Raw genomic sequence first — 18407 nt, forward strand, 5'->3', positions numbered from 1 at the left:
GAATACACAGGTGAGGTCAGTCTTCCGACTGGTCCTCGGTGTCCTTGGTGGGCGTCGGGACGTGAGCCCTTGGGTCAACCTGCTGTGGCTCCTTGAGCTTCTTGCGGCGGTTGACGCGGCGGACGATCTTCTCGTCCTTTTCAGCCTGGTCGAAGTTGGGCGTGGCACCCGAGCAGGTGCCACAGACAGTGTCGCGGTCTGCCGTGTAGAAGACAGAGCCGCAGTTGGTGCAACGTGCGCGTTTCAGCATTTCATCAGTCCTGTCGGCGGAAGAAGCGAACCGACGCCAGTGCGTCCTGCCGGTTGTTCTGAACATCGAGCACGACCTCGCCGCCGATGTTCAGTTCCAGCTCGTTCATGGTCGTGTCCTTGAGACGGGCAACGACCTCGTACTTCTTGTCGAACTTCCGCTTGCTGTAGTGGACCGAGGCCTCGATGTAGCCAGCGTTGTTGCGGATGCGCTCGTGTGCAGCAGTGATCTTCATAAGCGAATAATCTCCGTTAGCGAAGGAAAATCAAAACAAGAATACCGATGACGGCGAGAGCCATGATGGCGAGCAATATGAGGGGGAAATTCCATCCCCTCCCCTCGTCGGCCTCGTAGACCCACTCTTCCTCGTCGAGGTAGTAGCCGAACGGGTCTATGTAGTCAGACACCGGCTCAACCTCGTGCAGCATGAAGAGCATCGTCGGCTTGCCATTCACTTCATAGCCGAGGGTGTAGCCGTAGTGGCGCTCCTCGACGGCCACCTCAACGAAGCAGCCATAGACGGACTCGACGGTGCCGATGCCCTGTACGTGGGCCTGTTGGTAGTGAACCACAGACCCGATCCAGATGTTACGCATGTGAAGCGTCTCCGTTAGCGAAGGAAAATGAAAACAACGAAGGCAGCAGCAATCGCGAGAGCGAAAGTGATGTGCAATATGAGGGGGAAATTCCTTTTGGGCTCCTCCTTGGCCTCAACCGCGAGGTCAAACTCGTCGAGAACCGGTGTGGACGGCCACAGTTCACTCTCGTGGAAGATCATGGTTGGATCACCTAAGACCTCCCCGGTCGCCTTGTAGGCATCGTCGGCCTCAACGGTGACCTCGTACAGGTCGTCGACCACGTCCACCACGGTGCCGAAGCCAGCGGCGTACACACTCTCGTAGTAGACCTCGTCGCCTACCTTGAACTTTGATTCGGTCATGGGATTTCTCCATTATCGAAGGGAATTGGTTAAGAGAAAAAGAACGGGTTCTCCAGGATGCCCCGGAGGTCCAGCTTGCCGAGCTGCGGTACAGGAGGAATGTCCTTCTGGTACTCCTCGGAGATCAGCCGCTCCGCACTCACTAGGAAGTCAGACAAAACGTCGTGGTTCTCGTACATCTCGACAAAGCACTCGCGGATGATGCGGGAGAAGCGCTCGACGTCACATGCGTGGACGCCGAAGCTGTCGTGGACACATGCGAAGTCCGTGATGCCCTCCCTTGCTGCCCGATCTATCGTCATCTGGAGGTGACAAGCGTCGAGCGAATGGACGAAGCTCGGGGGCACCGACGAGGACATCTGACGGCTGTCTAGCTCGTCCAGCTCGTCGTTGATCCGCGGCTTGATGATACGTCCGTCGAAGAACGTCTCGATCTGCCGGGACTTCACGTTGAACTTCGCCTGATGGACCGGGAAGCCGAGTGGCGTCGTCCACTCGATGCGGCGTTCCTTCGGCTGCGACTTGCCGACCAGACGGGAGACCGTGCAGAGCCACTTCATAGCCCCGTCAGCGGCCACCACGACCTTCGGGATCGCGGCCCACACCTTGTCGGCCCCGTACATCTTGAAGGTCCACATATCCTCGGACGGCCACGGCAGGGCATGGCCCTCCTCCAGCTTCTCGTCGACCGCATCGGAGACGTACTGGCCGCAGGACTGCCGGGTGCCACTGTATGGCTTCACCATGACCGGACGCTTGGTGACCCCTCGGCTGATGCCAAACTTGAGCCATGCCTGGGCGAGGCTCGCGTTGTCACCGTCGAGGTCCGCTTCGACGAGCTTGATGGTCTCGGCTGCGACCGCACCATAGACGTCCTGACGCTTGTCGTTCGGCACCATGTTGACGTGGAAACCGCCGACTTCGTCGCGGAGCATCGCGGAGAAGTGCTGGAGACCAGAGCACGTCGCGTCGAGGTCGATGTGGAGCTTGCTGACGTACTCCTCGGGGTTCGCCATGTAGGACATAGCGGCCCACTCAAAGCACCACGCTAGGAACTGACATGGATTATCAGCTTCTGTCCATCGAAGATCGGCGCGGGGATCTGCGGCCACACTTCGGGCGAGGTCAGTATGACGTTCAGCCCAAGCGGCGCGTTCCTCAAGAGGAAGCTTGTCTTCTCCCCAACAGTTAGCGCCGTGGATTGCCAGCCAGCGGCGACCATGGGTGCCGAGAGGCTTACCGTCCGCAAACTGAAGTAGGCCTTTGACGTAGTCCGGGCCCTGCGGGTGGAGTCCTGTAGGCTTTGGATAGACTCTTCCACGGCTGTCAAAATCATGAGGAAAGTAGATGGCGTCATACTGGCTGAACTTCCTTGCAAGCTGGAACGCACGACCGGCCATGACTCGTTTGCCGACGACACGACGGTTGTGCTCATGGATGCTGAAGCAGTAGGCGCGGTACGCCTTGACCTCTGGGTGGTCTGCCGGAAGGAACTCCAGGCGCTTCGGCGCAGGGTCCGGCTTCTTGTTGTTCGCCCTGGGGAGTTTCCCGCAGGGGATGTTGTTGAGGTAGACGTACTCGATGGCGTCGAGGACCGGCACGTTGATCTGCCAGCGGGTGCGCTGCAGGGCGTTCACGGCGTTCAGGACGGTGTCGAGCTTGCCCTCCTTCACGAGACCCTTCAGGAGGGCCTTGTAGGCCCGTCTGGAGCCCTTCACGAGGGGATACGGGGTGACGTGGTGGGAGAGGTACCCACCAAGCTCCAGCGTCTCCGCTGTCCAGTCTCGGGGCGGTACGACCATCGGGAAGTAGTTCGTGAACAGCGCCTCGCAGTGAGCCGCGTTGTCAGCCACGGCCTTCTGGAGGCCTTCTGACGGGATCACGATGTCCCTCTTGGCCTTGCCGGTGCCAACAGTGGAGACGATCAGGTCGCCCGTGACCTCCTTGAAGATCGACAGCAGGGCCATACCGACATGGACTTTGTCGGTTGTGGTCCACGTCGACCAGGGCATCTCGGCCTTCAGGAAGACCTTGCGCATGTACTCCTCGCGCTTCTCACGGGGCAGCTCACGCTTGTTGAAGTCCTCGTGGATGCGCTGAGACCACTTCTTGTACTCGTCGTCGAACGCGCGAAGGCGCATCTCGTCGTGGATCAGATCGGCACCAGACAGCGCGAGACCCGTCAGGGTACACACCTTCTGGTTGTTGTAGACACCGACCTTGTTGAAGATCGCCTTGAGCATCAGGAACGCAGCGACGGACGCCGGGACGTCCTCAAGCAGCTTGGAGGCGGTCGACCGGCGACCGACCTTGCCAGACAGCGAGGCGTTCATCCACTCGGCAATCCCGGCGATGTACGGGTTGAGGTAGCGGCGGATCAGGTACGAGCCCAAGAAGGTCTCACTGAAGGTGTCATCTTGGGAGCCGTTCGCGTGTTCCCGGTGGAACCGCTCAATCGTCAGGCCCCTCGCCTCTTCTTCCAGACGGAGTTCTTCAAGGTAGAGTTCTTCGGTCATCTTCCCTCGTTAGTGAGTTCGTTTCGTTTACGGAGCGTTCTAGAAAAATCGGTATAGGTCGTCAACCGGGATTACCGGGAGACCACAGCCGGGGATTTCAGGGGATCGCTGTCACCAGTGTGACAACGAGCACGAAGGCCACGACCAGCAGGAAGCCAGCCTCCTCGTGAGGTGTCATGGATATCTCCTAAAGAGTACTAGAAGGGAGAAACCCTAGAGAACTCTAGAGAGACACTAGAGAGACACTAGGGAATGGATCACGAAAGCGAAAATCGTGTGTGCAATATGAGGGGGAAATTGTCCGCTACCCTCTGGCACACCACCAGCGGGGACTCTTCGGTAGCATAGGATTTTTAGCACGAAAAAACCCCAAGGAAATCTAAGTCCTTGAGGTTTTTAGTATCGCTACCGAAACTAGCACTTTTAGGATTTGCAGTCCTCTGCGTAACCACTCCGCCACGAGGCCTAACGTTTCCAAACGTTCCGGCGCCTCAATATGTTAGGTAGGACGAGGCGTCAAGCGCGCTCGCGCCATTCTGAAAAATATCCTCGAAACATTCTCCATCGCCGGGGCGGAGGTGGGGCCGGGACGGACCCAATTGTCATCTCGGCTTGCGAGATATGGCAGCGGCAGGATGATAGCCTTCACTTCCCCGATAAGTAATCTTGGCGCAAATACACCGGATATCTGAACACGTCTTCTTTTCCCGACGCAGTTGTCTGCAACCACGAGGCGATGGATTCATGTATTTCCGCATGCTCTACTTCACATGCACAAGCTCGGGGGAGGAACCGGCCATGCCTGCCATTTCAAGAATGTACTTTCGAGTTGCAGTCGCATTCCTGATCGTTGGAATTCTGGTCGGACTGCACATGTCCATCAGCCAGAATCACCAGGCGGTTGGAGCGCACGCGCACATCAACCTGCTCGGTTGGGTGACGATGTCGATCTTCGGCGCCTACCATGCCCTCAATCCGGAAACCGCGGAAACACGCCTCGCGAAGCTGCAGTTCTATGTCTACACGGTTGGCGTCATCGTGATGGCCCCGTCGCTTTACCTGCTGCTGACAGGCTCACCGGCGATGGAGCCGATAGTCGCGATCGCTTCGATCATCGTCTTTGTCGGGGTATTGATGTTCGGCGCCATCGTCCTGCGCGCACCTAAGAAGGTGCACACGGGTCTGCAACCGGCAGAATAGCCTCAGGCGCCCGCGCCCGGCGCTTGTTCTCATCAGCGGCGGCGTGAATTGCGCCGCCCGCGCCGCTCCGCCCACCAGACGGAGGAGCGGCGGCGCCATCTGCGCACCGTCGCGAACTCATAGGAAAGAATCAGCAGGCCAACGGGAATCATCCAGAAGCCGAGAATCGGCAGAAACCCGAGGCAACCGCCGATGATCAGTGCAATACCGATGCTGATGCGCACCCCTCGGGATTCGGGGAGCGTGTAGCTGCGCCCCATGATCGAAATTTTGTGTCTGCGCCGGACTTCCTGCTCTTCACCGCACATTCGCACGTCCACTCGTCACCCCTCGCCCGAGGCCAGATATGAGGCGGCTTGTGGAGAAACGCCAGCGCCCCGGCAGAAAATTTGCAGGTGGCGCCAAATAGGCGCTTGGCAAATCGGAAAAGGCTTTGTATACGCAGCCTCGTTCACGTGAGCAGGCCATTCCCCGGTAGCTCAGCGGTAGAGCAACCGGCTGTTAACCGGTTGGTCGCTGGTTCGAATCCGGCCCGGGGAGCCACTTTTTTTCTCAGGAAAATCAAGAAGATCGCAGCGTCGAAGCCCATCAACGGGTTCGTTTATTCGCACGTTTATCACGATCTCCACACGTGCTTTGCGCCGTAGCGGTAGACGACGTCGCGGTTGCCGTGTATATGCAGCCCCGTTCACGTGAGCAGGCCATTCCCCGGTAGCTCAGCGGTAGAGCAACCGGCTGTTAACCGGTTGGTCGCTGGTTCGAATCCGGCCCGGGGAGCCACTTCTTTCCATACAAGCTCGGGAAGACCGCAGCGTCAGCGCCCATCAACGGGTTCGCCGGTTCTCGCGTCGATATTGATCTCTACCCGCGCCTTGTCCCCGGTGCGGTAGACGATCTCGTAGTAGCCGTCGTCGTCCCAACTCATCTCCTCCAGCCGTGCGAAATCGGGGCGCTTCTCGATGAGAAGGAGGATCTCCGACGGCTTACGCAAGTCAGAGCTGGCGGTGTTTGCCGGCGCCTGCGCCTGCCCCTGGGCGTAGCCGGCCGCAGTGGTGAAAAGTGCCAGGCCTGCCGCGAGTATCAGTTTCCTGAGCATGACGTTCTCTCCTCTAGGTTGCGGGAGTGGAACGGCAAAAAGTGTTTCGCGTTCCCTGTCTCCGAAGAGGAACCTCGGCTGCCTCGCGGGAGTTGGGGGACGAAAGGAGAGCGCAGATGCTGAAACTGTTATTCCTCGGCGGCCTGACCTGGCTTGGCTACGTAATCATGAAAGAGAATCAGCAGCGGCGGCCGGTGGCCCTGATCGCTTCGCCAGATCGGTGGCGGAGAGAAGCGGATCGTCCCTTCCCCGGATCTCGCCTGCCCTGAGGCGAATCGGAAGCGAAATCAAAAAGGGCCGAGGTAGTGAATCCGCGGCCCTTCGTGTGTCATCGCCCGATCAGTGCGCGAGGACTGCCAGAAGCAGCAGCGCCATGATGTTGGTGATCTTGATCGCCGGGTTCACGGCGGGGCCTGCCGTGTCCTTGTAGGGATCACCGACCGTATCGCCGGTCACGGAGGCCTTGTGCGCGTCGGAGCCCTTCAGGTGCTTGACGCCGTCCTTGTCGGTAAAGCCGTCCTCGAATGACTTCTTGGCGTTGTCCCACGCGCCGCCGCCCGAGGTCATCGAGATGGCGACGAACAGGCCGTTGATGATCACGCCAAGCAGCGAAGCGCCTAGCGCGGCAAAGGCCGAGGCCTTGGAGCCGGAGATGATCAGCACGCCGAAATAGACGACGAGCGGGGCCAGCACAGGGAGCAGCGACGGCACGATCATCTCGCGAATCGCAGCCTTCGTCAGGATGTCGACCGCGCGGGCGTAGTTGGGCTTGGAAGTCCCAGCCATGATGCCCGCATCCTCGCGGAACTGCTTGCGCACTTCCTCCACGATCGAGCCTGCCGCACGGCCAACCGCAGTCATCGCGATGCCGCCGAACAGGTACGGGATCAGGCCGCCGAAGATCAGGCCGGCGACGACGTACGGATTCGACAGCGAGAACGAGATGTCGCCGATGCCCGCGAAATACGGGTAGCGTTCGCTATTGGCGGCAAAATACTCGAGGTCGTAGGAGTAGGCGGCAAACAGCACCAGCGCGCCAAGGCCCGCTGAGCCGATTGCATAGCCCTTGGTGACCGCCTTGGTCGTATTGCCGACCGCGTCGAGCGCGTCCGTCGAGTGACGCACCTCTGGCGGCAGGCCCGACATTTCGGCGATACCACCGGCATTGTCGGTCACGGGGCCGAAGGCATCGAGCGCGACGATCATGCCTGCAAGGCCGAGCATCGTCGTGACCGCGATCGCCGTGCCAAACAGGCCAGCAAGCTGGAAGGTCGCGATGATGCCGCCGACGATCACGATCGCCGGCAGCGCCGTCGATTCGAGCGAGACGGCGAGACCCTGGATCACGTTGGTACCGTGGCCTGTCACCGACGCCTGGGCAATCGAGTTCACCGGCCGCTTGTTGGTGCCTGTATAATACTCGGTGATCACCACGATCAGACCGGTCACGATGAGGCCGATCAGGCCGCAGATGAAGAGATTCGATCCGGTGATCGATTGTCCCGCGACAACGCCGATCTCGCCCCAGCCGATGGTGAACTGGTTTGCAATCGCCACGCCGACGATCGTCAGAAGACCCGTCACGATCAGGCCCTTGTAGAGCGCACCCATGATCGAGCCGTTGGCGCCGAGCTTGACGAAGAATGTGCCGATGATCGAGGTGACGATGCAGGCGCCGCAGATTGCGAGCGGATAGAGCATCACCGAGGCGAGCATTTCCGATCCGGCGAAGAAGATCGCGGCCAGAACCATGGTGGCGACAACCGTCACCGCATAGGTCTCGAAAAGATCCGCGGCCATGCCCGCGCAGTCACCGACGTTGTCGCCGACGTTGTCGGCAATCGTCGCCGGGTTTCGCGGATCGTCTTCGGGAATACCGGCTTCCACCTTACCCACGAGGTCGCCGCCGACGTCAGCACCCTTGGTGAAGATGCCGCCTCCCAGTCGGGCGAAGATCGAAATGAGCGAGGCGCCGAAGCCGAGAGCCACAAGTGCGTCCACGACGGCACGGTCCGAGGGCGAATAGCCGGCAGGGCCGATCAGCACCCAATAGTAGACCGCAACGCCAAGCAGCGCGAGGCCAGCCACCAGCATGCCAGTGATGGCGCCTGCCTTGAAGGCGATGTCGAGGCCGGCTGACAGGCTGCCCGAGGCCGCCTGGGCAGTACGGACGTTAGCGCGCACCGACACGTTCATGCCGATGTAGCCGGCTGCGCCGGACAGGACCGCACCAATCAGGAAGCCGATGGCTGCCGCTCCCGAAAGCAACCACCAGGCAAGAAGGAAGACCACGACGCCGACGATGGCAATGGTGGTGTACTGACGATTCAAGTACGCCTGCGCCCCCTCGCGGATTGCGCCGGCAATTTCCTGCATGCGAGCATTTCCCTGGTCTGCCGCAAGAACCGATTGCGTTGCCCAGACGGCATAGACCACAGAAAGCAAGCCGCACAGAATGACGACATAAAGCATGGTCATTTCGCGGATTTCCTCACTTGATGGCCCGAAAAACCCCTCCCCGGGCCGGGTTTGAAGAGGCAGAAACCCCGAAAGGACTCCTGCCTTCCGCGCGCAGAGTGCGAAACGGCTATGCAGACGTCAAGCTAGTGTACGTGTTTTGTAGTTTTTTCGCGGACCGTTGCTGATCTACTACTTGATCAATTGCTTTCAACTGCTGGTTTTGAACCGGACAATTGATGCAGCGCCAGCAGGCCAACAAAGCAGATTGCGATCACCGGGAAGGTCAGCCAGTTCAGCATTTCCCAGCCCCAGGCGTTGTAGACGAATCCCGCCAACAACGAGGCGACGGCGACGACGCCGAACAGGACGAAGTCATGAAATCCCTGCGCCCTACCCTTTTCATTCGGCTGGTAGGTGTTGGCAACCATGGCGGTGGCGCCGATGAAGCCAAAGTTCCAGCCGAGGCCGAGCAGGATCAGCGACGTCCAGAATTGCCATAGCTGAATGCCGGACAGGCCAACTATGGCGCAGCCGAGCAGGAGCACGAGCCCGAACGCGATGATCTTCTCGCAGCCGAACCGGCTGATCAGCCGGCCAGTGAAGAAGCTCGGCGCGTACATGGCCATGACGTGCCAGGAGATGCCGAGCGTCGCCTCGTCAGGGGTGAAGCCGCAGCCGACCATGGCGATCGGCGCGCCGGTCATGACGAAACTCATCAGCGCATAGGTGCCGACAGCGCACAGTAGGCCGACAGCAAAGCGCGGCTGACGGATGATTTCCCCCAGCGACCGGGCGGGGCCCTCCTGAGCCACCGAGTGGTGGGAGATCGTGTCCCGGGCGCGCAGAAAGGAGAGGATCACAGCACCGACCGCTGCCAGCACGACGATCGAGGCGAACGAGCCGGCGAACATTACCGGCGCAAGCAACTCACGTGTGAAGATGACGATCTGCGGCCCTAGGATGGCCGTAATGATCCCGCCGGCTAGCACGAAGGAGATCGCGCGCGCCTTGAACGGCGGCGGCGCATTGTCTGCAGCTGCAAAGCGGAATTGCTGCACGAAGGCGCCGCCAAGACCGATGATGGCAAGCGCCAGCGCAAACAGCCAGAAGGAGGATTCGAACAGGGCGAGCGTCGCGAGCGCGCCGCCCAGCGCGGAAACGCTGGTGCCGAGCATGAAGCCGGCGCGCTGACCAAGGCCCTTGATGAGGGCCGCGGCCGGAATCGCGCCGACGGCGACGCCCAGCGTGAAGCCGGTCACCGGCAGCGTCGCCAGCGACTTGTCCGCGTCGAGCAGGTAGTAGCCGGCGAGCCCGCCTATCGAGATGGTGATGGGTGCGGCGGAGCCGACAATGGCCTGTGACGAAGCGAAGATGATCGCCGCGCGGCGCGCAGCCGCTTCGTCATAGACCGGTCGTGTTGTCACGCCTCAGGATCCTTGCCCCGCCCTTCGCCGCGCAGACGGCGGGCAACACGGTCGAGAACCGCGTTCACGAGCTTCGGCTCTTCCTCTTCGTAGAACGCCTTGGCGATGTCGACATATTCGGAGACGACGACCGGAACCGGCACGTCCTCGCGCTTCATCAGCTCGTAGACACCGGCGCGCAGGATCGCACGCAGCGTGGAATCGAGGCGCGACAGCGGCCAGTCGTCGGTCAGTGCCTGGCGGATGACCGGGTCGACGATCTTCTGGTTCTCGACGACGCCCGACAAGATGGCGCGGAACCACTGCGGATCGGCCTCACGGTACTGCGCTCCGTCGACTTCCTTGCCGAGGCGGAACTGCTCGTACTCGGCCGTAATCTCGAGGACACCGCTACCGGCCACGTCCATCTGGTAGAGGGCCTGCACGGCGGCAAGACGTGCGACGCCGCGCTTGTTGGCCGGACGCGGCGTGCCCGGTTTGGGGGTATTTGATTTCGGAGCCACGCTTAAGCTCCAAATCGCTCGCGCAGGGCAATCATGGTCAGTGCAGCGCGCGCTGCAAAGCCACCCTTGTCGCCTTCACTGCGCCTTGCGCGAGCCCATGCCTGCTCATCGTTTTCGACGGTCAGGATGCCGTTGCCGATCGCCAGCGATTCCTCGACGGCGAGGTCCATCAGCGCGCGGCAGGACTCGTTCGCGACGATGTCGAAATGGTAGGTCTCGCCGCGAATAACGCAGCCGAGCGCGACAAAGCCGTCATAATCGGTGCCGCCGTTCTCAGCGCCATCGAGCGCGAACGAAATGGCAGCAGGAATTTCAAGTGCGCCAGGGACGGTGACAACATCATACTGGGCGCCAGCCGCGTCCAACGCGGCCTTCGCCCCTTCGAGCAGGGCGTCAGACAAATCGTCGTAGAATCGCGCCTCAACAATGAGGAGCCGGGGCGGGGTGGTCGTGGTCATGCGATACTCCGGAGATTGTTCGGTGACTTAGGCCGAAGCAGGCCCCTTAGCAAGCGGTACATTGACGCTGGAGCATTGCACTGGGCGCAATGCTTCAACTTGATCAGGATCGAAGTGGTTACAGGCCCCGCCGGACGGCCTCGGCCAAACGCGCGGCGTAGCGGGCCATTGTGTCAATTTCAATGTTGACCCGGTCGCCAATTTGCCGCTCGCCCCAGGTCGTCACGGAGAGCGAGTGGTGAATCAACAATACGTCAAATCTTGTACCGTCGACATGGTTGACCGTGAGTGAAGTGCCATCGAGGGCAACCGAACCTTTGGGGGCAATGAAACGTGCCAGCCCGCGCGGCGCTTCGAGGGTGAAGCGCACGGCATCGCCCTCCTCCTTACGGCCCACGATGTCTGCCCGACCGTCGACGTGACCCGATACGATGTGGCCGCCGAGTTCGTCGCCGATCTTCAGCGCGCGCTCGAGATTGATGCGTGTGCCGGGCTTCCAGGAGGATGCCGTGGTGAGCCGCAGCGCCTCTTCCCAGGCTTCCACCTCGAACCAGCGTTCGTTCGAGCCAGCCTCGGGAAGCGCGATGACCGTCAGGCACACGCCCGAGCAGGCGATCGAGGCGCCGATGTCGATGGTCTTCGGATCATAGGAGGTCGCAATGCGCAGCCGGATGCCTTCCGGCAGCGGCGAGACGGAAGCCACGGTTCCAACGTCCGTCACGATACCGGTGAACATTAGCGTACCCTCACAAATTCAAGATAGTCGTCATTGCCGTAGCGCGCGGTGCGCACGAGCCGGAAACCTTCCGGCACGGTGTCGCGCGTGATGGGCGAAGCGATACCGCCCTCGCCGATCGTCACGTCGCCCGAAAATAGCGCAATACGATCGACAAGGTCTTCGTCGATGAACTGGCGGGCAGTCTTTGCTCCACCCTCGACCATCAGCGTCGAGACGCCCTGCGAGCCGAGATCCTCCAGCAATTCCGGCAGAGCGAGGCGGCCGTCATAGGTTTCGGCTGCCATGAAGCTGACGCCCGCTGCCGCAAGCGCATCGCGGCGTTCGGGATCGCCCGCCTCATTGCAGGTTGCAACCAGCACCGGCACTTCGCGCGCCGTACGCGCCAGCTTGGACGCAACCGGCAGCCGAAGCGAACGGTCGAGCACAATGCGCATCGGCGAACGCGCCTCAAGCCCGGGCAGTCGGCAGGTCAGTTCCGGATCATCCGCAAGCGCAGTGCCGATGCCGACGAGAATGGCATCCGACTCGGCGCGCATCACGTGCACCTGGGCCCGGGCCTGCGGGCCGGTGATTGCCACCTGGCCCTCTCCCGTCTTACCGATCATGCCGTTGGCGGAAACCGCAAGCTTTAGAGTCACTTCCGGCCGACGGCTCATGGAACGAGTCAGGTAGCCGGCCATCGCGTCGACGGCTTCTTCAGCCAGTACGCGCTCAACGACCTCGATGCCGGCAGCGCGGAGAATGGCGTAGCCCTTACCGGAAACGCGGGGGTCCGGATCGCTTGCTGCCCCAACAACACGAGCAACACCTGCCGTCACCAGCGTGTTCGCGCAGGGCGGCGTCCGGCCATGGTGCGCGCAGGGCTCAAGCGTCACGTAGGCCGTCGCACCACGCGCAAGTTCGCCTGCCTCGGCGAGAGCCTGCGGCTCGGCATGCGGGCGTCCGCCCAGCGCGGTCACCCCTCGACCGACAATGACGCCGTCGCGGACAATGAGCGTTCCAACAGAGGGATTGGTAGCAGTCAGACCAAGATTGCGCCGCGACAGCCTGATCGCAGCAGCCATGAACCGACGGTCGGCCTCGCTTGCCTCACTGCGCGAACTTGCCGCCATCGGCACCTATTCCTCGTCTTCGTCGCCTCGCAGTTCACCGAGGACATCATGGAAGTCCTTGGCCTCGCGGAAATTGCGATAGACCGAGGCGAAGCGCACATAGGCAACGTCATCGATGGATTTCAAGGCATCCATCACGAGCCGGCCGATATCGCCGGAATTGATCTCGATTTCGCCGGAGCTCTCGAGCTGTCGCTGAATCCCACTAACCGCACGCTCCAGCAGTTCCGGATCGACGTTGCGCTTGCGCACCGCCGTTTCCATCGACCGCAACAGCTTGTCGCGGTCGAAGGGGACCTTGCGGCCCGATTTCTTTATGACAACGAGATCGCGCAGCTGCACGCGCTCGAAGGTGGTGAAGCGACCGCCGCAAACCGGGCAGACCCTGCGCCGGCGGATCGCCGCCCCGTCTTCTGCGGGGCGGGAATCCTTTACCTGCGTGTCTTCAGACTGGCAGTATGGGCAGCGCATCGCTCATCCCCGACGAATCTTGGTAGCCGTAGGCTTACCCCAGATAGGGGTAGAGCGGGAAGCGTGCGCAGAGCTCCTCGACCTTGGTACGCACAGCCTGCTCGACGCCGGCATTGCCTTCGTCGGAGTTGGCGACCTTCAGGCCATCAAGCACTTCCGAGATCATGTGGCCGATCTGGGTGAACTCGGCGGTGCCGAAGCCGCGGGTCGTGCCCGCCGGGGTGCCGAGACGGATGCCCGAGGTCACGAACGGCTTCTCAGGGTCGAACGGGATGCCGTTCTTGTTGCAGGTGATATGCGCACGGCCGAGAGCCGCCTCGGCGCGCTTGCCGGTGGCGTTCTTCGGACGCAGGTCAACCAGCATCAGGTGGTTGTCGGTGCCACCCGAGACGATGTCGAGGCCAGTCTCCTTGAGAGCGGCAGCCAGCGCCTTGGCGTTGTCGACGATGTTCTTCGCGTAGGTCTTGAACTCCGGCTTTAGCGCCTCGCCAAACGCAACCGCCTTGCCGGCGATGACGTGCATCAGCGGGCCGCCCTGCAGGCCGGGGAACACGGCCGAGTTCATCTTCTTCGCGATTTCCTCATCGTTGGTGAGGATCATGCCACCGCGCGGACCACGCAGCGACTTGTGGGTCGTGGTGGTGACGACGTGCGCGTAGGGCAGCGGCGACGGGTGCTGACCACCCGCGACGAGGCCGGCGATGTGCGCCATGTCGACCATAAGGTAAGCGCCGACCGCGTCAGCGATCTCGCGGAAACGCTTCCAGTCCCAGATGCGCGAGTAGGCAGTGCCGCCGGCGAGGATCAGCTTCGGCTTGGTCTCGTGCGCCTTCTTCTCGACCTCGTCCATGTCGAGAAGCTGGTCTTCCTTGCGGACGCCGTAGGAGACGACGTTGAACCACTTGCCGCTCATGTTGACCGGCGAGCCGTGGGTCAGGTGACCGCCCGAATTAAGGTCGAGGCCCATGAAGGTGTCGCCCGGCTGCAGCAGCGCCAGGAACACGGCCTGGTTCATCTGGCTGCCCGAGTTCGGCTGGACGTTGGCGAACTTGCAGTCGAACAGCTGCTTGGCGCGCTCGATGGCGAGTTCCTCGACGATATCGACGAACTGGCAGCCGCCGTAGTAGCGCTTGCCCGGATAGCCTTCCGCATACTTGTTGGTCAGGATCGAACCCTGGGCCTCAAGAACGGCGCGCGAGACGATGTTCTCCGAGGCAATCAGCTCGATCTCGTCGCGCTGACGACCGAGCTCCTTGCGGATTGCTGCAAAGATTTCCGGATCGCGCTCTTCGAGCGGCTGGGTGAAGAAAGCGGAAGCATCTGCCGACGCTGCGGAAGCAATGGCCATGGACCTGTCCTTCGGACTTACTTGGGGTGGCGTTGGATGCGGCGCGATTAGCACACTTCCCGTGGTGCGACCATGCACGACCGCGAAATTTGATTGCGGCTTTGCGCCACAAATGAAAAGGCCGCCCCGAGGCGGCCATTCCGGAAATTGTTTTTCGTCAGAGCGTCGAGATCTGCAACGCGTCCACGCCGTCGAGCCCGTAGATGTCGTCGCGGAAGTGTGCGACGCCCTGGTCGGTCGCCCATGCCGACACGTAGGTCATGTGGATCGGCACCGGATTGGCCACCGGGATCTTGACGTCCGATTCCGTCTGGATGGTCTGCTCGATACGGCGGCGGTCCCAGCCCTGCGTCTCCTTGAGGATCCAGACGACGAGGTCGCGCACGTTCTGGACGCGCACGCAACCCGACGAGTGGAAACGCTCGAGGCCGTTGAACAGGCTCTGCTGCGGCGTGTCGTGCAGGTAAACCGCGTGTGGGTTGTGGAAGTTGATCTTCGTGCTCGCCATCGCGTTGATGCGGCCCGGATCCTGGCGGAAGCGGAGCTTCGCCGCCTCTTCCGTGTTCCAGTCGATCGACAGCGGATCGACCTCCCCGTTCGGCCCGAGGATGTGGATGTTGTTTTCCTTCAGGTAGTTCGGGTTCTTGCGCATCAGCGGGATGATGTCGCGGCGAACGATCGACTCCGGCGCATTCCAGTACGGGTTGAGGTTAATCTCGTGGATCTTCGAGGTGAGGCGTGGCGTCTGGCGGTCGATCTTGCCGACGACGGCGACGTGCCGCGAAGCAACACGGCCGTTCTCGACGGCCTCGATCTCGGCAGCCGGAATGTTCACCATCACGAAGCGGCCGGACGTGTCCGGCATGTTGCGCAGGCGCTCGAGATTCGTCTGCAGCTGGCCGAGGCGGATGTCGGCTGAAATATTCATCGCCGCATAGGTGTAGCGGCCGGTCGCCCCGTCAGCTGGCAGGCCGTGGCGCGTCTGGAAGCGCTTCAGGGCAACGTCGACATAGGAGTCGAAGGCGTTCGAAATGCCAGCCGATTCGGCCAGATCGCCCGAGATCATCAGGCGGCGGCGCAGAACCGCGACGTCAGGATCGACCACGCCAAGCTTGAGAGCCTTCCCGCTCGGCACGATCGGCCAGCCGCCATTGGCAACGATGTTCTGGTAGTGCGCCATCGTCTGCTCGACATAGGCGACGGTCTGCTGACTGAAAACCGGCGAAGTGGAAACCACCCTGCCCGGCTGCGCCGTCGGGCGCGCATCAAACTGGTCGTCCCAGGTTGCGCGCGAATGGGAGGACAGGATTTCGTCAATGACGCTCTGGGCCATCGCCGGCGCTGCGAGTGCTGCCGTGGCAGCCCCTGCGCCCACGACCCGGATAAAGGTACGACGAGATGTCTTCATTGAGTTGGTCCCGGCACTCGAAATTTTCGCCGCGGCGAAGGCCTGCGGCACCACTCACGCATATTGCGGCAACAGGGTTAAGATAGCCCAAACAGTAGCCGAATTCATTAACGATGCGCGTAGCTTCCGGTCCCATGCTTTTATGGCGGGAACGTGGCGGCGGCTGAAACGCCGCGACCGCGCGCGCCGGAGCACACGCGGTTTCGAGAGCGCCGGATGACCGTTCGGATTACATGCGGTAGGCGATCGTGTCGTTCCAGAAGCGGTCGAGACGCTGCAGGGCGCGGTTCATCTGCTTGAACTCGTCCGCGTTGATGCCGCCGACCTGCTCGATCGAACCGACGTGGCGCTCGTAGAGACGGCCGACGATCTCGGCCACTTCCTGGCCCTTCTCGGTCAGGCTGATACGGACCGAACGACGGTCGATGCGCGAACGCTGGTGGCTGACGAAGCCGAGGTCGACCAGCTTCTTCAGGTTGTAGGACACGTTCGAGCCGAGATAGTAGCCGCGGGTGCGCAGTTCACCGGCGGTCAGCTCGGCATCGCCGATGTTGAAGAGCAGAAGAGCCTGGATCGCGTTGATGTCCGAACGGCCGTTGCGGTCGAACTCGTCCTTGATCACGTCCAGAAGACGACGGTGCAGTCTTTCCACCAGCTGCAAAGATTCCAGATAAAGATTCCGGATAGCATCCTTGCGATCTTCATGGTTATCCGCGGGCTTCGCCGCCTGACGGGAAGTCATCATGGTCTTGCCTCTTGTTTGACGCCTGGTGATTTTCTTTTTTGTTCTCACCTTGGCCCGACCATATCGAACACGTATAAAATTCGACTTAAACCGCAGGCTTAACAGGGGCTTACCGGGCGAAACAGGCAGACAGGACTAATGCGCAGTTAATCTGACTGCTTGCGTGCCTTGAGGAAAAAGACCGCGCGGAAGGCGCAGTAGATGATCGCAACGATGCCGTGAGCGATCAGGATTTCGAGGTGAAATCCAAACAGGCGCGGGAAGCCGAGATACATGCCGAACTCGATCGCCGCGCACAAAAACCAGATGACCGGCCCCCACGACGCGAGCATCCACAGGCCGCTGGCCGCGAAGGGAAAGAGGACGGCAAGCGCCACTGCGGCCACCTGCCAGTGAACGGGCATCAGGTCGAAGCGCCATTCGGCGCCGTCATAGAAGCCGATCAGCCGCACCCAATAGAGAATGCCGAGGATAAGGCTCCAGGCAGCCACGACACGAAGAAACCATTGCCAGGCGAGCTCAAGCGTCGACGCATAGGTTGGCGTGCGTTCGAAGAACTCGTTCGTAACCGGCATGCTCTCTCCCGTCAGATTCGCCATGCAGCATAGGGCAGCAGGTTTGATCTGCAAGCAATTGGCCCGGCGGCAATCCCCATGTTAGAAGCGCGGAAACTGGAGTCCCTGCCATGAACATTCCTCCTTTCCGCTCTTCGGCCCGCACCGTTGACGAGATTACCGGGTCCAGAAGACTGCGCCGCATGCGCAAGGCCGACTGGTCGCGCCGCCTCGTCCAGGAGAACCGCCTGACCGTCGATGACCTGATCTGGCCGATCTTCCTGATGGACGGCGAAAAGCGCCGCGAGCCGGTGGAAGCAATGCCCGGCGTCTTCCGCATGTCGGTCGACGAGGCGGTGAAGGAGGCAGAGCATGCCGCCAAGCTCGGCATCCCGGCGATCGCGACCTTCCCTCAGGTCGACGGGGCGCTGAAGGATGAGACCGGCTCGGAAATCCTCAACCCGGACAACCTCATCAACCGCGCCACCCGCGCGATCAAGGCCGCGGTGCCACAGATGGGCATCATAACCGACGTGGCGCTGGATCCGTTCACCAGCCACGGCCATGACGGCATCCTGCGCAACGGGATCATCGTCAATGACGAGACGGTCCAGCAGGTCGCGCAGGCTGCGATCCGCCAGGCCGAGGCAGGCTCCGACATCATCGCCCCGTCGGACATGATGGACGGCCGCATCGGTGCCATTCGCGACGCGCTCGACAGCGCCGGCTTCCAGGACGTCGCCATCATGTCCTACGCGACCAAGTTTGCGTCGTGCTTCTATGGTCCTTATCGCGAGGCTATCGGCACGCTCGGCCTGCTCAAGGGCGACAAGAAGACCTACTACATCGACCACGCCAATTCCGACGAGGCCGTGCGAGAGGCAGAGCAGGATCTCGTCGAGGGGGCCGACATGCTGATGGTCAAGCCCGGCATGCCGTATCTCGACATCATCTACCGCCTGAAGCAGGAGCTTCGCGTGCCGATGTTCGCCTACCAGGTGTCGGGCGAATACGCGATGATCCAGGCGGCCGCAGCCAATGGCTGGATCGATGGCGAGAAGGCGATGCTGGAGTCGCTGCTCGCCTTCAAGCGCGCCGGCTGCGACGGCATCCTCACCTACTTCGCGCCGCGCGTCGCGGAACTGCTCAAGCAACAGGGCTGACAATCAGCCCTGCACTTTCA

21 protein-coding genes and 2 tRNA genes are annotated in these 18407 nt (G+C 61.5%); 5 read left to right on the forward strand and 18 right to left on the reverse strand.

The window, feature by feature from the left end; all coding sequences use genetic code 11:
- Positions 1-16: 16 nt before the first annotated feature.
- Genes L630_RS0108630 through L630_RS0108650 form a run of 5 tightly spaced genes read right to left on the reverse strand, consistent with a single transcriptional unit; the run spans position 17 to position 3706 of the window.
- Complete coding sequence (locus L630_RS0108630) at positions 17-250, reverse strand: hypothetical protein (protein WP_024847861.1); 234 nt, start codon at positions 248-250, stop codon at positions 17-19.
- A 4-nt stretch (positions 251-254) separates the two neighbouring features.
- Positions 255-485: a hypothetical protein gene (locus L630_RS0108635; protein WP_024847862.1), complete on the reverse strand. Its 231-nt coding sequence runs from the start codon at positions 483-485 to the stop codon at positions 255-257.
- 16 nt (positions 486-501) lie between these two features.
- Positions 502-846: a hypothetical protein gene (locus tag L630_RS0108640; RefSeq protein ID WP_024847863.1), complete on the reverse strand. Its 345-nt coding sequence runs from the start codon at positions 844-846 to the stop codon at positions 502-504.
- Positions 847-860: 14 nt separating this feature from the next.
- Entirely contained in the window at positions 861-1190 is a 330-nt protein-coding gene (locus L630_RS0108645; protein ID WP_024847864.1) for a hypothetical protein, read from the reverse strand.
- Between the two features lie 29 nt (positions 1191-1219).
- The gene (locus L630_RS0108650) at positions 1220-3706 is read right to left on the reverse strand and encodes a DNA-directed RNA polymerase (protein ID WP_024847865.1); all 2487 of its coding nucleotides are present in this window, start codon (positions 3704-3706) and stop codon (positions 1220-1222) included.
- A gap of 798 nt (positions 3707-4504) precedes the next feature.
- On the opposite strand from L630_RS0108650, the gene L630_RS0108660 reads away from it, so the two are divergent.
- Positions 4505-4906 carry a hypothetical protein gene (locus L630_RS0108660; protein ID WP_024847866.1) on the forward strand — a complete coding sequence of 134 codons (402 nt, stop codon included), beginning with the start codon at positions 4505-4507 and terminating at the stop codon, positions 4904-4906.
- Positions 4907-4938: 32 nt separating this feature from the next.
- Here L630_RS0108660 and L630_RS0108665 read toward each other — a convergent pair whose 3' ends face one another.
- Positions 4939-5214 carry a hypothetical protein gene (locus tag L630_RS0108665; RefSeq protein ID WP_051473154.1) on the reverse strand — a complete coding sequence of 92 codons (276 nt, stop codon included), beginning with the start codon at positions 5212-5214 and terminating at the stop codon, positions 4939-4941.
- 160 nt (positions 5215-5374) lie between these two features.
- On the opposite strand from L630_RS0108665, the gene L630_RS0108670 reads away from it, so the two are divergent.
- Together L630_RS0108670 and L630_RS0108675 are read left to right on the forward strand one after the other, a co-directional pair.
- A tRNA-Asn gene (locus L630_RS0108670) sits at positions 5375-5449 on the forward strand.
- A 162-nt stretch (positions 5450-5611) separates the two neighbouring features.
- Positions 5612-5686 (forward strand) — tRNA-Asn (locus L630_RS0108675).
- A gap of 34 nt (positions 5687-5720) precedes the next feature.
- Here L630_RS0108675 and L630_RS23140 read toward each other — a convergent pair.
- The gene (locus tag L630_RS23140; RefSeq protein ID WP_024847868.1) at positions 5721-6002 is read right to left on the reverse strand and encodes a PepSY domain-containing protein; all 282 of its coding nucleotides are present in this window, start codon (positions 6000-6002) and stop codon (positions 5721-5723) included.
- Between the two features lie 116 nt (positions 6003-6118).
- On the opposite strand from L630_RS23140, the gene L630_RS22810 reads away from it, so the two are divergent.
- The gene (locus L630_RS22810; protein ID WP_156941755.1) at positions 6119-6271 is read left to right on the forward strand and encodes a hypothetical protein; all 153 of its coding nucleotides are present in this window, start codon (positions 6119-6121) and stop codon (positions 6269-6271) included.
- 70 nt (positions 6272-6341) lie between these two features.
- On the opposite strand, the gene L630_RS0108685 is transcribed toward L630_RS22810, so the two are convergent.
- The 11 genes from L630_RS0108685 to L630_RS0108735 all read right to left on the reverse strand — a co-directional run bounded on the left by L630_RS0108685 (position 6342) and on the right by L630_RS0108735 (position 17245).
- On the reverse strand, positions 6342-8480 hold the full coding sequence (locus tag L630_RS0108685) for a sodium-translocating pyrophosphatase (RefSeq protein ID WP_024847869.1): 2139 nt from the start codon (positions 8478-8480) through the stop codon (positions 6342-6344).
- Positions 8481-8659: 179 nt separating this feature from the next.
- The gene (locus L630_RS0108690; RefSeq protein ID WP_024847870.1) at positions 8660-9886 is read right to left on the reverse strand and encodes an MFS transporter; all 1227 of its coding nucleotides are present in this window, start codon (positions 9884-9886) and stop codon (positions 8660-8662) included.
- Positions 9883-10389 (reverse strand): transcription antitermination factor NusB, encoded by a 507-nt coding sequence (gene nusB / locus L630_RS0108695; protein WP_024847871.1) that lies wholly within the window; start codon positions 10387-10389, stop codon positions 9883-9885. The genes L630_RS0108690 and nusB overlap by 4 nt, the downstream gene beginning before the upstream one ends.
- A 2-nt stretch (positions 10390-10391) precedes the next feature.
- Positions 10392-10847 (reverse strand): 6,7-dimethyl-8-ribityllumazine synthase, encoded by a 456-nt coding sequence (locus L630_RS0108700; protein ID WP_024847872.1) that lies wholly within the window; start codon positions 10845-10847, stop codon positions 10392-10394.
- 118 nt (positions 10848-10965) lie between these two features.
- Entirely contained in the window at positions 10966-11583 is a 618-nt protein-coding gene (locus tag L630_RS0108705; RefSeq protein WP_024847873.1) for a riboflavin synthase, read from the reverse strand.
- On the reverse strand, positions 11583-12698 hold the full coding sequence (gene ribD / locus L630_RS0108710; RefSeq protein ID WP_024847874.1) for a bifunctional diaminohydroxyphosphoribosylaminopyrimidine deaminase/5-amino-6-(5-phosphoribosylamino)uracil reductase RibD: 1116 nt from the start codon (positions 12696-12698) through the stop codon (positions 11583-11585). Before ribD ends, L630_RS0108705 begins: the two co-directional genes overlap by 1 nt.
- Positions 12699-12704: 6 nt before the next feature.
- The gene (gene nrdR, locus L630_RS0108715) at positions 12705-13169 is read right to left on the reverse strand and encodes a transcriptional regulator NrdR (protein WP_024847875.1); all 465 of its coding nucleotides are present in this window, start codon (positions 13167-13169) and stop codon (positions 12705-12707) included.
- Between the two features lie 34 nt (positions 13170-13203).
- Positions 13204-14517, reverse strand: a complete 1314-nt coding sequence (gene glyA / locus L630_RS0108720; RefSeq protein WP_024847876.1) for a serine hydroxymethyltransferase — start codon at positions 14515-14517, stop codon at positions 13204-13206.
- Between the two features lie 157 nt (positions 14518-14674).
- Positions 14675-15925, reverse strand: a complete 1251-nt coding sequence (locus L630_RS0108725; protein WP_024847877.1) for a L,D-transpeptidase family protein — start codon at positions 15923-15925, stop codon at positions 14675-14677.
- Between the two features lie 229 nt (positions 15926-16154).
- On the reverse strand, positions 16155-16670 hold the full coding sequence (locus L630_RS0108730; RefSeq protein ID WP_024847878.1) for a winged helix DNA-binding protein: 516 nt from the start codon (positions 16668-16670) through the stop codon (positions 16155-16157).
- Positions 16671-16816: 146 nt separating this feature from the next.
- Positions 16817-17245, reverse strand: a complete 429-nt coding sequence (locus tag L630_RS0108735) for a DUF6163 family protein (protein ID WP_024847879.1) — start codon at positions 17243-17245, stop codon at positions 16817-16819.
- 110 nt (positions 17246-17355) lie between these two features.
- On the opposite strand from L630_RS0108735, the gene hemB reads away from it, so the two are divergent.
- The gene (gene hemB, locus L630_RS0108740; protein WP_024847880.1) at positions 17356-18387 is read left to right on the forward strand and encodes a porphobilinogen synthase; all 1032 of its coding nucleotides are present in this window, start codon (positions 17356-17358) and stop codon (positions 18385-18387) included.
- Positions 18388-18407 lie beyond the last annotated feature (20 nt).

It is taken from the genome of Aminobacter sp. J41, from assembly GCF_000526635.1.
Classification (GTDB): Bacteria; Pseudomonadota; Alphaproteobacteria; order Rhizobiales; family Rhizobiaceae; genus Aerobium.

Excerpts from the sequence above, each read along its gene's own strand:
- glyA (WP_024847876.1), bottom strand. The coding sequence starts at position 14,517 with ATGGCCATTGCTTCCGCAGCGTCGGCAGATGCTTCCGCTTTCTTCACC.
- L630_RS0108665 (WP_051473154.1), bottom strand. The coding sequence starts at position 5,214 with ATGTGCGGTGAAGAGCAGGAAGTCCGGCGCAGACACAAAATTTCGATC.
- L630_RS0108735 (WP_024847879.1), bottom strand. The coding sequence starts at position 17,245 with ATGCCGGTTACGAACGAGTTCTTCGAACGCACGCCAACCTATGCGTCG.
- L630_RS0108685 (WP_024847869.1), bottom strand. The coding sequence starts at position 8,480 with ATGACCATGCTTTATGTCGTCATTCTGTGCGGCTTGCTTTCTGTGGTC.
- L630_RS23140 (WP_024847868.1), bottom strand. The coding sequence starts at position 6,002 with ATGCTCAGGAAACTGATACTCGCGGCAGGCCTGGCACTTTTCACCACT.
- L630_RS22810 (WP_156941755.1), top strand. The coding sequence starts at position 6,119 with ATGCTGAAACTGTTATTCCTCGGCGGCCTGACCTGGCTTGGCTACGTA.
- L630_RS0108660 (WP_024847866.1), top strand. The coding sequence starts at position 4,505 with ATGCCTGCCATTTCAAGAATGTACTTTCGAGTTGCAGTCGCATTCCTG.
- L630_RS0108725 (WP_024847877.1), bottom strand. The coding sequence starts at position 15,925 with ATGAAGACATCTCGTCGTACCTTTATCCGGGTCGTGGGCGCAGGGGCT.
- L630_RS0108705 (WP_024847873.1), bottom strand. The coding sequence starts at position 11,583 with ATGTTCACCGGTATCGTGACGGACGTTGGAACCGTGGCTTCCGTCTCG.
- L630_RS0108630 (WP_024847861.1), bottom strand. The coding sequence starts at position 250 with ATGCTGAAACGCGCACGTTGCACCAACTGCGGCTCTGTCTTCTACACG.
- L630_RS0108730 (WP_024847878.1), bottom strand. The coding sequence starts at position 16,670 with ATGATGACTTCCCGTCAGGCGGCGAAGCCCGCGGATAACCATGAAGAT.
- L630_RS0108640 (WP_024847863.1), bottom strand. The coding sequence starts at position 846 with ATGCGTAACATCTGGATCGGGTCTGTGGTTCACTACCAACAGGCCCAC.
- L630_RS0108700 (WP_024847872.1), bottom strand. The coding sequence starts at position 10,847 with ATGACCACGACCACCCCGCCCCGGCTCCTCATTGTTGAGGCGCGATTC.
- L630_RS0108635 (WP_024847862.1), bottom strand. The coding sequence starts at position 485 with ATGAAGATCACTGCTGCACACGAGCGCATCCGCAACAACGCTGGCTAC.
- L630_RS0108645 (WP_024847864.1), bottom strand. The coding sequence starts at position 1,190 with ATGACCGAATCAAAGTTCAAGGTAGGCGACGAGGTCTACTACGAGAGT.
- nrdR (WP_024847875.1), bottom strand. The coding sequence starts at position 13,169 with ATGCGCTGCCCATACTGCCAGTCTGAAGACACGCAGGTAAAGGATTCC.
- hemB (WP_024847880.1), top strand. The coding sequence starts at position 17,356 with ATGAACATTCCTCCTTTCCGCTCTTCGGCCCGCACCGTTGACGAGATT.
- L630_RS0108650 (WP_024847865.1), bottom strand. The coding sequence starts at position 3,706 with ATGACCGAAGAACTCTACCTTGAAGAACTCCGTCTGGAAGAAGAGGCG.
- ribD (WP_024847874.1), bottom strand. The coding sequence starts at position 12,698 with ATGGCGGCAAGTTCGCGCAGTGAGGCAAGCGAGGCCGACCGTCGGTTC.